General features: G+C 69.2%; 10 protein-coding genes. 6 read left to right on the top strand and 4 right to left on the bottom strand.

Annotated elements, in window-relative coordinates:
- The coding region (locus tag PKA16_RS07420) for an efflux RND transporter permease subunit (RefSeq protein WP_324401870.1) at positions 1-1,698 on the bottom strand (1,698 nt) is incomplete at its 3' end.
- Positions 1,698-2,774, bottom strand: coding sequence for an efflux RND transporter periplasmic adaptor subunit (locus tag PKA16_RS07415; protein ID WP_324401868.1), 1,077 nt, complete (start codon positions 2,772-2,774; stop codon positions 1,698-1,700). The genes PKA16_RS07420 and PKA16_RS07415, both read right to left, overlap by 1 nt.
- A 118-nt stretch (positions 2,775-2,892) precedes the next feature.
- Between PKA16_RS07415 and PKA16_RS07410 the strand changes: the two genes are divergently transcribed.
- Complete coding sequence (locus PKA16_RS07410; protein ID WP_324401866.1) at positions 2,893-3,255, top strand: metalloregulator ArsR/SmtB family transcription factor; 363 nt, start codon at positions 2,893-2,895, stop codon at positions 3,253-3,255.
- A gap of 49 nt (positions 3,256-3,304) precedes the next feature.
- Here the strand turns inward: PKA16_RS07410 and PKA16_RS07405 are convergent, their stop codons facing one another.
- Positions 3,305-3,745: a universal stress protein gene (locus PKA16_RS07405; RefSeq protein ID WP_324401864.1), complete on the bottom strand. Its 441-nt coding sequence runs from the start codon at positions 3,743-3,745 to the stop codon at positions 3,305-3,307.
- 252 nt (positions 3,746-3,997) lie between these two features.
- Between PKA16_RS07405 and PKA16_RS07400 the strand changes: the two genes are divergently transcribed.
- Complete coding sequence (locus tag PKA16_RS07400) at positions 3,998-4,633, top strand: hypothetical protein (protein ID WP_324401862.1); 636 nt, start codon at positions 3,998-4,000, stop codon at positions 4,631-4,633.
- Between the two features lie 96 nt (positions 4,634-4,729).
- Positions 4,730-4,867 (top strand): DUF3149 domain-containing protein, encoded by a 138-nt coding sequence (locus PKA16_RS07395; RefSeq protein ID WP_324401860.1) that lies wholly within the window; start codon positions 4,730-4,732, stop codon positions 4,865-4,867.
- A 15-nt stretch (positions 4,868-4,882) separates the two neighbouring features.
- Here PKA16_RS07395 and PKA16_RS07390 read toward each other — a convergent pair whose 3' ends face one another.
- A complete protein-coding gene (locus PKA16_RS07390; protein WP_324401858.1) occupies positions 4,883-5,341 on the bottom strand; it encodes a GAF domain-containing protein in 459 nt (152 codons plus the stop codon).
- A gap of 212 nt (positions 5,342-5,553) precedes the next feature.
- Here PKA16_RS07390 and pbpC point away from each other — a divergent pair, with 212 nt between their 5' ends.
- The 3 genes from pbpC (at position 5,554) to PKA16_RS07375 (ending at position 12,076) form a co-directional block, all read left to right on the top strand.
- A complete protein-coding gene (gene pbpC, locus PKA16_RS07385; RefSeq protein WP_324401856.1) occupies positions 5,554-7,758 on the top strand; it encodes a penicillin-binding protein 1C in 2,205 nt (734 codons plus the stop codon).
- A gap of 603 nt (positions 7,759-8,361) precedes the next feature.
- On the top strand, positions 8,362-10,743 hold the full coding sequence (gene rpoD, locus PKA16_RS07380) for an RNA polymerase sigma factor RpoD (protein WP_324401854.1): 2,382 nt from the start codon (positions 8,362-8,364) through the stop codon (positions 10,741-10,743).
- 22 nt (positions 10,744-10,765) lie between these two features.
- On the top strand, positions 10,766-12,076 hold the full coding sequence (locus tag PKA16_RS07375; RefSeq protein ID WP_324401877.1) for a multidrug effflux MFS transporter: 1,311 nt from the start codon (positions 10,766-10,768) through the stop codon (positions 12,074-12,076).
- Positions 12,077-12,558 lie beyond the last annotated feature (482 nt).

The following is a 12,558-nucleotide window of genomic DNA, read 5'->3' as shown; positions in this document are numbered from 1 at the left end:
CAGGCCGCGATTGCGCCCGCCGCGCCGCTCATCCAGCAGCGGGCGGAAGATGCGCTCGAACAGCGGCGCCAGCCGGGTCGCCAGGCCATGGCCGGCCGCCTTCCCATGGTCAGCCTGCTGCGTGGCCTTCATCCACAGCCGCGCCAGCCACGGCGTGACGCTGAAGGCAATCGCCAACGACAACAGCATGCCCATGCTGGCGTTGATGGGGATGGGGCTCATGTAGGGCCCCATCAGGCCACTGACGAAGGCCATCGGCAGCAGCGCGGCGATCACGGTGAACGTCGCCAGGATGGTGGGGCCGCCCACCTCGTCGACGGCACCGGGGATGATCTCGGCCAGGCTGCGTCCCGGATACAGGCCCTGGTGACGGTGGATGTTCTCGACCACCACGATGGCGTCGTCCACCAGGATGCCGATGGAGAAGATCAGCGCGAACAGCGACACCCGGTTGAGCGTGAAGCCCCAGGCCCAGGAGGCGAACAGCGTCGCGGTCAGCGTCAGGATCACCGCCACGCCGACGATCGCCGCCTCGCGCCGTCCCAGGGCAAAGAACACCAGCGCCACCACCGACAGCGTGGCGAACAGCAGCTTCTTGATCAGCGTGGTGGCCTTGTCGTTGGCCGTCGCGCCGTAGTTGCGCGTCTCGGTCACCTGCACGTCGGCCGGCAGCACCGTATTGCGCAGCTGCTCGACGCGCTGCATCACCGCATTGGCCACGTCGATGGCGTTTTGGCCCGGCTTCTTGGTGATGGCCAGGGTGACAGCCGGCTGCTCGCTCACGGTTGCCGGCGCGCCGTCCTTGCCGTGACTGACTTCACCATGCCACACGTAGCGGGTCGGCGGCGGCGCGCCATCGCGCACCTGGGCCACTTCGCGCAGATATACCGGCTTGCCGCCGCGCACCGTCACCACCAGGTCGGCCACATCCTGCGCGCTGTGCAGATAGGCGCCGGTCTCGATGGCCACCGCGCGGTTGCCCTGCAGCAGCTCGCCCACCGGCAAACCCAGGTTGGCCGAGCGCAGCGCGCCCTGCAGCTCGTGCAGGCTCACGCCGGCGGCGGCCAGGCGCTGCGGATCGGCCTCGACCATCACGGCGCGGCCCGGCCCGCCGAGGGTGTAGACCTCGCGCGTGCCCGGCACGCGCTTGAGCTCGCTCTCCAGGCTGTGCGCCACGCGCTCCAGGTCGAACGCACCGCTGTCCGCGCGCGCGCTGGACAGGGTCAGCGCGACGATGGGCACGTCGTCCACGCCCTTGGGCTTGACGATGGGCGGCAGCACCCCCAGTCCGGGCGGCAACCAGTCGGCGTTGGCACCCACCGCGTCGTACAAGCGGACCACCGCGGCCTGGCGCGGCACCCCGACCTTGAACTGCACCGTCAGCACCGCGACACCGGGGCGCGACATGCTCATCACGTGCTCGACGTCGCTCATCTGCGACAGCACATGCTCGGCCGGCGTGGCCACCATGGCCTCGACGTCGCGCGCGCTGGCGCCGGGAAACGGCACGATCACGTTGGCCATGGTGACGTCGATCTGCGGCTCCTCCTCGCGCGGCGTCACCAGCACCGCGAACAGGCCCAGCAGAAAGGCCACCAGCGCCAGCAAGGGCGTGATCTGCGCGCGCTGGAGGTAGGCGGCAATGCGCCCAGAGATGCCCAGGCGCGCCACGCCCTCGGGTTGCAGCGGCTGGCCCATCAGCGCCCCGCCGGTGCTCGTCGCACCGCCGCCTGGGGTTCGGTCACCACTTTCTCGCCCGCCGACAGGCCGGCGAGGACTTCGACCTGTTCGCCCTGCACCCGGCCCAGGCGCACCTGGCGCAACAGCGGCTGCCCCTGCTCGCCCAGCACGTACAGACCGGTCATCTCGGCCCGCTGCACCAGCGCCGTGCGCGGCACGAACACACGCTGGGGCGTGCCCTCGGCGGCCGCCGGGCCGGGTAGCCACAGGCGCGCGAACAGGCCGGGCGCCACGCCAGTCATGCCGGCAGGCAGCTCGGCGCGCAACAGCTGGGTCAGGCTGGCTGGATCGACCGTGGGCAGCAACTGGACGCGGGTCGGCGTGATCGGGCCCTTCACGCGCTCCAGCTCCACCTGCACGCCCGCCACGCCGCCGGACACCGCGGCGCTCGGCACGGCCGCCGTGACGCGCAGCGCCGCCGGGTCGTACAAGCTCAGCAACGGGCTGCCGGGCATGGCCATCGAGCCGCGCTCCACCGACACCGCCGAGACCACGCCATCGAACGGCGCCGTCACCACATGGAACGTAGTCTGCGCGCGCGCCGCACCCGCCTGGGCCTGCAGCGCATTGACCTGCGCCTGCGCGGCGCGCTGCGCCGCCTCGGCCTGCTCCAGCGCGGCCTTGGCGATGTAGTGCTTGTCGTAGAGCTGGCGCTTGCGGGCCAGCTCGGCCGCGGCCACGTCAAGCGCGGCGCGCGCGGCCGTCACCTGCGCCTGGCTGGCCGCCGCGCCCTGCTCAGCGGCGCGGGCGTCGATGCGCACCAAAGTCTGGCCGGCGCGCACGCGGTCGCCGGCCTTCACGGTCAGCTCCAGCACGGCACCCGGCACCTGGGCCGCCAGCACGGCCTGGCGCACGGCCTCCACCGTCCCTTCGTAGGCGGCCATGGCGCGCGACGCCTCGGCCTTGGCCGTCAGGTGCGGCAGCTCCTGGGCCGACAGCGGCACCGCCACCATCCACCAGCCAGCCACGGCCAGAGCCACGGCTGCGGCGCGGTGGCCACGCGTTGCAAATGGGGGTTTTCTTATCGCAGTCATTGCGATATTATTTGCGCAATCACGCAAATATGCAATGTTGCAATTACCCAACGATCCCGAAGCGCCAGTAGACTGTGGTCAGACCCCGTCCGACCTGCAGGTGGTTTTCTTGGCTTCGATGCAACAACTCCCGCCCGATGCGCTTGAGCACGTGGCGCACTACTTCCGCACGCTGTCCGAGGCGACACGTCTGCGCATCCTCAACGTGCTGGGGCATGGCGAGATGAGCGTCGGCGACATCGCCGAGCAGGTCGATTCCAGTGTGGCCAACGTGTCGCGCCACCTGGCGCAGATGGCACAGCATGGCCTGGTGGCCCGTGAAAGCCGGGGCAGCAGCGCGTATTACCGCATCGCCGATCCGGCGGTACACGAGTTGTGCGACCTGGTCTGCGGCAGCATCGCGCGCCGCTTCGAGGACGTCGCCAACACGCGCGCCGCCTTTGCGCGCACCGCGCGCAGCAAGCCGGCCAGTCGGCGCTGAACCCGGCCAGCCAGCAGGCACGCGGCCGGCCTGCCGCGTCAACGCCGGATCAACTGGCGCGAACCACCAGCGTGTCGATCTTGGTATGCGACAGCACGCTCTGGGCCACGCTGCCAAGCACCAGTCTTTCCAGCCCGCGCCGGCCGTGCGAGCCCATCACGATCAGGTCGGCGCCGACGGTCTCGGCGGCCTCGAGGATGCCGCGCCACACGGCGTGCGATTCCACCACCCGACTGTCGACCTGAACACCCGCCTGCCGCGGGGGGGTGTTGGCGGCCTCAATGGCCGCGCCCGCCTCGGCCCGCGCCGCATTCAGGTACTGATCCTGCCCATACGCGAAGTCGGCGCCCACGCCCGTGAAGGGATAGGGATCGATCACGAAGATCGCCGTCACCGGCACGGCATAGGCGCGGGCCACACCCGCTGCCTTGTCGAGCGCCGCCATGGATGCCGTCGAACCATCGACCGGCACCAGAATGTGTTTGTACATGCTTTGCTCCTTCGTTTGAGTTGCAGGTCTGATTGGATTCTGCGGTCGCTTGACGTCGCACAGTTTGACACGTGTCAAGCGTACCGGCTCAAACCGCGTGCGGCCCCCCCAGTCCAGGGTTTCGCGCCATCAGCACCTGACAGCGCGAAACACTGCACCATCGCAGGCCCATCGGAGGGCATGTCGCCTGCACCACGGACCGATTGGCGACAATCGAGGCGTGGTTCGGTTGCCCGGCCATTGCCGCACGACATGGACGCCATCAACCTCGCACTGGTCACCCTCTCCCTGGCGCTGGCCCTGGCCTTGCGGCCCTGGCGCTTGCTGGCGGGCGGCGCGCTGCTGTCACCCTTGCTGGCATCGCTGGTGATCACGCCCTGGCTGTGGGCCCTGCCGTGGCTGCAGCGCATGCCGATCCAGCTGCAGCTGTCGGGGGCCTGCCTGATCGGACTGGCCCTGGGCTGGCCCCTGGCGGTGCCGGTGTTCTGCCTGATCGCGCTGACCGTCGGCCTGCTCGCGCCGGTCAGCTGGGCACAACAGCTCGACATGGCACTGTGGCTGGGCATCGTGCCGGCCACCCTGTCGTTCGGACTGGGCATGGCGCTGCGGCGCTGGGTGTGGAAGAACCTGTTCGTCTACATCCTCGGGCGCGCCTTTCTCGGCACGGCGCTGTGCATGTTCGTCAGCGGAGCGCTGGCGCAATGGACGGGGCACCGCCTGGCGGCCACCGTCGACCCGGATCTGGCCATGGTGGCGCGCTGGCTGATTGCCTGGGGCGACGCCTTCATGACCGGCATGATGGCGGCCATCTGCGTGGCCTTCAAACCCCACTGGCTGGCCACCTGGTCAGACCGGCTCTACGTCGCGCCACCGCGGCAGCCTTCCTGAGCCGATCGCCACTTCATGTTGAGGCGGATCAAGATCAGCCACACCCCGAACGTGGATACTCGGCGATAAGCAAGTGATCCAGAGAAGGATGGAACGATGAAACTGTGGCAAGACCTGTTTGGCACCGACTACGGCCTGATGAGCATCGCAGGCATCATCTTCATGATCGGGATGGCGATCTGGTTCGTGCGCTTCTTCCTGCGCAAGATTGAGCAGTCGTCCGACGAGCAATGACCTGAAGGGCCCGTTTCAGGGCTCGCCCGGCGCGCCCGCCTCCAGCAGCAGCACGGCCTGACGCGCCAACAGCTGCAGGGTGCGCAACTGCACGGGCGAGAGCTGGCCGGCACGGTGATCGGCCACCCAGAGCACGCCCAGCGCCCTGCCGGCAGAGCCGACAAGCGGCGCGCCAGCCCAGCCGCCGACCACCGTCACCTGGTCCGGGTGCCGCATGGCCCGCCAGCACGAAACATCGTTCTCAGCCACGACGTCGGCGCCGACGCGCGCCTTGACTTGCAACACCTCGCCATCGCCCAGCACGATCGCACCCTGCGACATGCGGCAGATGCGCAGCGCGGTTTCGACCAGATAGGCATAGGCGCCGTCGCCGCGCGCCTGCAGCACGGCCAGACGGCGCAGTTCGGAAGCACTTGGCAGGCCGCGCGCCGACGACATGACGGCGTTCTCGGGTGTGCGCTCTGGGGCGGACACCGCAGACTTGGACGGATCTGGCGTGTCGATGGCAGCGTTCGTTTCCGACACCACCGCCGGTGCGCCCAGAAACCTGCTGACGAACCACCCCCACATGCCCACACCCTGAATGTAACTTTTTGTTGATTGACGCGATTATTGCGCATCCGCTGCCCACGGTCACCATTTTTTCTTCCGGGTCCTGGACTCCCCCGACTGCGACAATCGGCTTCATGGGTTTGCGCGTTCTGCGTCTGCTGGCCATCGGCCTGACCGGACTGATTGCCGCCGGTGCCATGGCGGCGCCGGGGTTTGAGCAGGTTCGCGCGGACTTCCGCTCGTCCGACACCGTGCTGCTGGACCGCAGCGGCCAGCCGATTCATCGCCTGCGCACCGATGCGCGCGTGCGTCGCGGCGAGTGGGTACGGCTGGATCACATCTCCCCCGCACTGCGTCAGGCGCTGGTACTGTCGGAGGACCGGCGCTTCTACGAGCACAGCGGGGTGGACTGGCGCGCCGTCTCGGCCGCCGCCTGGGGCAACCTGTGGCACACGCGCACGCGCGGCGCCTCCACCCTGACCATGCAGCTCGCCGGCCTGCTGGACGAGGACCTGCGCCTGGGCGCCGGCGGGCGCAGCCTGCGCCAGAAGCTGGGCCAGGCCGTCATGGCCAGGCGCCTGGAAGCCGGCTGGCGCAAGGACCAGATCCTCGAGGCCTACCTCAACCTGGTGCCGTTTCGCGGCGAGCTGGTCGGCATCGACGCGCTGGCCCGGACCCTGTTCGGCAAGGCGCCACACGGCCTGAACGACGCCGAGGCCGCGATCGCCGCAGCCCTGGTGCGCGCGCCCAACGCCAGCCCGGCGCGCGTGGCGCGGCGCGCCTGCGGCGTGCTGCGCCGGATGCGCTCAGGCGCGGACGCCGACTGCGTGGCGCTCGACATGCAGGCCGAGGTGCTGCTGGCGCGCCGCGCCTGGCCCGCCAGCGCCGGCATCGCCCCGCACGCCGCGCGGCGCCTGCTGCAGGCCCTGCCGCCCGGCCAGGCGCCGCCCGCCGAGCTGCGCGGCACCCTGGACGCCCGCCTGCAGCGCCTGGCCACGCAGACGCTGCAGCAGCAGCTGCGCGAGCTGCACGGTCGCCACGTCGAGGACGGCGCCGTGCTGGTGCTCGACAACGCCAGCGGCGAGGTCCTGGCCTGGGTCGGCTCCTCCGGTGCGCTCAGCCAGGCGGCCGAGGTCGATGCCGTCACCGCGCCGCGCCAGCCCGGCAGCACGCTCAAACCCCTGCTCTACGCCCAGGCGATTGCCGAACGCCGCATCACCGCTGCCTCGCTGTTGCACGATTCGCCGGCGCAGCTGCACACCGCCAGCGGCCTCTACATCCCGCGCAACTACGACCTGGCCTTCAAGGGCTGGGTGTCGGCGCGCACCGCGCTGGCCAGCTCGCTCAACGTGCCGGCGGTGCGCGTTGGCGTCATGGTGTCGCCGCGTGCCTTCCAGCGCCAGCTCGGGCTGCTGGGCATCGAGCTGCCCGAAAGCGGCGACTACTACGGCTACAGCCTGGCCCTGGGCAGCGCCGAGGTCACGCTGCTGCAGCTCACCAATGCGTACCGGACGCTGGCCAACGGCGGGCGCTGGTGCCCGGTGCGGCTGCAGCCGGCCGAGCCGCATGCAGACGGCGGCTGCCACGCCGCGCTCGACCCCGGCGCCGCCTTCATCGTCGGCGACATCCTGGCCGACCGCAACGCGCGCGCCCTCACCTTCGGCACCGACTCGATCCTGGCCACGCGCTCCTGGGCCGCCGTCAAGACCGGCACCAGCAAGGACATGCGCGACAACTGGGCGGTGGGCTACAGCGACCGCTACACCGTCGGCGTCTGGGTCGGCAACGCGCGCGGCGGTGCCATGTGGGACGTCAGCGGCACCAGCGGCGCCGCGCCCGTGTGGGCCACGCTGATGGCGGCCCTGCACGCCGGCACGCCCGCGCGCCCGCCGGCCGCGCCGCCCGGGCTGCGCCACGTCGCCGTGCAGTTCGACGGCGGGCTGGAGGCGGCGCGCGAGGAGTGGTTCCTGCCCGGCACCGAGCAGCGCCACTTCGCCGTCGGTCCGGACGCAGCCCCAGGCATCGCCCACACGCAGGCGAGCCCCGGCGTGCCACCCCGCATCACCGCCCCGCAGGACGGCACCATACTCGCGCTCGACCCGGACATCCCTGCACCCTACCAGCGCCTGCGCCTGGCCGCCGAACCCGGCGGCACGCCCGCCGCCAGCCTGCGCTGGTGGATCGGCAGGAACGAGATCGGTCGCGGCCCGGACGCCCAATGGCTGCCCTGGCCCGGGCGTCACGTGGTGCAGTTGCGCGACGCGACGGGCACGGTGCTGGCCGAGCGCCGCATCGAAGTGCGTGGGGCGGGGGTCCGGGCGGAACCGCCGCGGCGATGAGCCGGGAAACCGCCGAGCCTGGATGTCCCGCCCCCTTGCCGGCGGCCCAGTCATTCGGACACGCGCCCGCATGACGGATCGGCGCAAACCCGCCATCAAGCTCGATTCACCCTGAAAACGGCAGTTGGACGCGCTCGCCCAACAGGTGGAGGTGATCGAAGCAGCGGAAGTCAAGGTTCATGCGGCTCTCGTGACGAAGGCGAGCGGTCAACCGCCGTTTTTGGGTTCACCGCAGCCAGCAGGCTCGCGCCAACCCTGAAGCGCCCCTCGGGCCGGGATCCCGTCCCCCTTGAAATCTGGCGCGTCGGTTATAATTATGTGTTTGTCACCGGCAAGAGCGACAGCAGCACCTCCGGCTCGGCCAGCGCGTCAATCACACACGCGCACCCACGCACAGGGACGGCCACGATTCCGCAAGGACTGCACTCCAAATGATCGCCCGACCATCTTGCCCCTGACGGTTGCCTGCCTGCATGGCCGAGTGTCTGCCATGCCGTGGGCGCCGGAGCCGTTCTTCATGTCTGTCCGGATCGGAGCCACGGGCCCGTGCCGCGCGCCGGCGCGCACGACCCAGGTGGTGCCGACGCACCTCGAGGTCAAGTGATGTCAACCAACGCCAAATCTGCAAAAACCACGGCCAGGGCGGCCAGCGCCAAGGCTGTCAGCCGCAAGACGGCCGACGACGAGCTCGCGAAGAAGGCGAGCGGCGCGACCGCTCGCAAGGCTGCCGCGAGCCGCAAGACGACGGCGACCGCCGAGGTCGAGGCCAAGCCGGCAAAGGCTGCAGCCGAAAAGGCGAGCCCGGCGCGCAAGGCCCGGACCAGCGCCAAGGGTGCGGAAGCGGACGCCAAGGCGACCACGCCGCGCAAGGCCGGACGTCCAGCCAAGGGCGCCAAGGCCGCCGAAAAGTCGGCGCCGCCCAAGCGCGGCCGCGCCGGCAAGGGCGGACGCGACCTGGATGACGACGCCGACCTGTCCGACATCGAATCCGATCTCGAGGGCGAGCCCGAGCCGGACGCGACGCCGGACACGCCCGAGAAGGTCAAGCCCCTGCGCATGAAGATCAGCAAGGCCAAGGAACGTGCCTTGATGAAGGAATTCGGCCTGGACGAGGGCGTGCTCTCCGAGGAGGAGATGACGACCCGCCGTGCCAACCTGAAGACCCTGCTCAAGCTGGGCAAGACCCGCGGTTACCTCACGCATGGCGAGATCAACGATCACCTGCCCGACAAGCTGGTCGACGCCGAGACGCTGGAGGCCGTGGTCTCCATGCTCAATGACCTGGGCGTGGCGGTCTACGAGCAGACGCCGGACGCCGAAACCCTGCTGCTCACCAACACCGGCACCAGCACGGCCACCGAGGAAGAGGCCGAGGAGGAAGCCGAGGCCGCCCTGTCCACCGTGGACAGCGAATTCGGTCGCACCACCGATCCGGTGCGCATGTACATGCGCGAGATGGGCACAGTGGAGTTGCTCACCCGCGAAGGCGAGATCGAGATCGCCAAGCGCATCGAGGGCGGCCTGATGGAGATGATGGACGCAATCAGCGCCAGCCCGACGACGATCCACGAGATCCTGTCCATGGCCGAGCAGATCCGCGAGGGCAAGGTGGTGATCAACACCATCGTGGACGGCTTCGCCGATGCCGACGAGAACGACGACTACGTCGCCGAGGAAGACCAGGACGAGTACGAGGACGAGGACGACGAGGACGGCTCCAAGGCCATGACGCGGCTGATGGAGAAGCTCAAGAACGAGGCGCTGGAACGCTTCGACGAGATTGCGCGCCTGTTCGACAAGGTGCACCGCGCCTACGACAAGGACGGCTGGGGTGCGCCCACCTACACCAAGGCGCAGCACGCGCTGTCGGCCAAGCTGATGACGATCCGTTTCACCGCCAAGACGATCGAGAAGCTGTGCGACCTGCTGCGCGCCCAGGTGGACGAGGTGCGCACGCACGAGCGCGAGTTGCGCCGCATCATCGTCGACCGCTGCGGCTATCCGCAGGACCTGTTCATCGCCGACTTCTCGGGTCGCGATGCCGCGGGCAACCGCAAGCCCTCGCACCTGCTGGACCTCAAGTGGAGCGAGAAGCAGGCCGCCGCCGGCAAGCCCTGGAGCGCCATCATGGAGCGCAACATCCCGCCGATCCAGGACCTGCAGCAGAAGCTGCTCGACCTGCAGGCACAGGTGGTGGTGCCGCTGCATGAGCTCAAGGCCATCAACAAGCGCATGATCGAGGGCGAGGCCAGTTCGCGCGAGGCCAAGAAGGAGATGATCGAGGCCAACCTGCGCCTGGTGATCTCGATCGCCAAGAAGTACACCAACCGCGGCCTGCAGTTCCTCGACCTGATCCAGGAAGGCAACATCGGCCTGATGAAGGCGGTCGACAAGTTCGAATACCGCCGCGGCTACAAGTTCTCGACCTATGCGACGTGGTGGATCCGCCAGGCGATCACGCGCTCGATCGCCGACCAGGCGCGCACCATCCGCATCCCGGTGCACATGATCGAGACCATCAACAAGATGAACCGCATCTCGCGCCAGCACCTGCAGGAGTTCGGCTTCGAGCCCGACGCCGCCATCCTGGCCGAGAAGATGGAGATGCCCGAGGACAAGATCCGCAAGATCATGAAGATCGCCAAGGAGCCGATCTCGATGGAAACCCCCATCGGCGACGACGACGACAGCCACCTGGGCGACTTCATCGAGGACCAGAACAACACCGCGCCGGTGGACGCCGCCATGCAGGCCGGCCTGCGCGACGTGGTCAAGGACATCCTCGACAGCCTGACGCCGCGCGAGGCCAAGGTCCTGCGCATGCGTTTCGGCATCGAGATGGACAACGACCACACGCTGGAAGAGGTGGGCAAGCAGTTCGACGTGACGCGCGAGCGCATCCGCCAGATCGAGGCCAAGGCGCTGCGCAAGCTCAAGCACCCGAGTCGCTCGGACAAGCTGCGCAGCTTCACCGACATGCCCTGAACGCAGCGTTCCGCCCGGGCGTCTGGCGCGCAGCCGACAAGCGCCAGACGCCTTTTTTGTTTCCTGCAGCAACCACGCCACCCCGATCATGAACCCCGACGCCCACCTGCTCTGGAAGGCCCCACGCTGGGCCCTGGCCATCCTGCTGGCCATGCTGGGCATGCTCGGGCCGTTCTCGATCGACACCTACCTGCCGGCCTTTGCCGCGATCGCCGAGTCGCTGCACGCCACCCCCGTGCAGATGCAGCAGACGCTGTCGGCCTACCTGTTCGGCTACGCGTTCATGAACCTGTTCCATGGCGCGCTGTCCGACAGCTTCGGGCGCCGCCCGGTGATCCTGGTCGGGCTGGTGCTGTTCACCCTGGCCTCGATCGGCTGCGCGCTGTCGCAGACGGTAGAGCAGCTGATCGTGTTTCGCGCCGTGCAGGGCCTGTCCACCGGCGCCGGCATCGTGGTCTCGCGCGCGGTGATCCGGGACATGTTTCCACACGCCGAGGCGCAGCGGGTGATGAGCCAGATCACCATCTTCTTCGGCATCGCCCCGGCGATCGCGCCGATGCTGGGCGGCGTGCTGGCCGAATACCTAGGCTGGCATTCGGTGTTCTGGTTCCTGGTCGGCGTCGGGCTGGTGCTGGTCGCCGCCAACGAGCGCCTGCTGCCCGAAACCCTGCACGTGCGCGACCGTCAGCCGTTCCAACTCGGCAACCTGCTGCGCGGCTACGGCGCGCTGCTGTCCGATCCGCGCTTCTTCCTGCTGGCGCTGGCCTCGGGCGTGCCGTTCAACGGCCTGTTCCTCTACATCCTGTCGGCGCCGGCCTATCTGGGCGACATCCTGCAGCTCAGGCCGACGCAGTTCTTCTGGTTCTTCATGCTCAACATCGCCGGCATCATGGCCGGCTCCTGGCTGTCCGGCCGCATGGCCGGCAAGGTGGCGCCGAAGAACCAGATCATGCAGGGCTTTCGCATCATGGTGGCGATCTCGCTGGTCAACCTGGCGGCCAACGCCCTGTTCGTGCCGCACGCCTGGTGGGCACTCTGGCCGATCGCGCTGTTCGGCTTCGGCTGGGCCCTGATGGTGCCGGTGGTGACGCTGCTGGTGCTGGATCTGCACCCCGATCGCCGCGGCATGGCCTCGTCGCTCCAGGCCGTTGTCGGTTCGGTCGCCAACGGCGTCGTGGCCGGCGCCGTGGCTCCGCTGGTGATGCATTCGGCCGTCGGCCTGGCGCTGACCTCCGCCCTGTTCCTGGTCATCGGCCTCGCGGCCTGGCTCTGGCTGCACCGCCGCTGGCCCGAAGTCGGCGACCCGCGCCTGCAGGCCGCGCTGGCGGGCTGAAGAAAAACACGTCCGTGGCTCCACTCGCTGCGCGATGTTGCGCCCTCCCCCTTGAACGCCGCTCGGCTGCCCGAAGCCGAGGCCCCCGCGGGGGCAACGCAGCGTGGGGGCGTTGTGCTGCGGGCGCAGCCTGTACGGCCCGGCAGGCCCTGGCCACGGCCGCCGCTGGCATGGCCTGCGCCCTGGCCATCGCGGGCGCTGCGCTTCGTGCGTCGCGGGTCGCGCAAAGCGCGGTGGCGCCACCGATGCCGCATTGCGCTCGAAGAGATGAAGGATGGCGCCGGCTCACGCCAGCGTGACGAAATACTGTCGTCGAAGCGCAGCCAAGCCATTTCGCCATTTCGCGCTCTTTGAACCTGGAAACCCCGGTTGACCGCTTGCCTTCGTCACGAGAGCCGCATGAACCTTGACTTCCGCTGCTTCGATCATCTCCACTTGTTGGGGGAGAGCGCTACGTGCTCGCCCGCACCGCGCTGACCGCG

Source organism: Ottowia sp. (assembly GCF_035325765.1).
GTDB lineage: Bacteria > Pseudomonadota > Gammaproteobacteria > Burkholderiales > Burkholderiaceae_C > Ottowia.
Note: the sequence above shows the minus strand (reverse complement) of the source record. Positions and strands in the feature narration are given on the sequence as shown.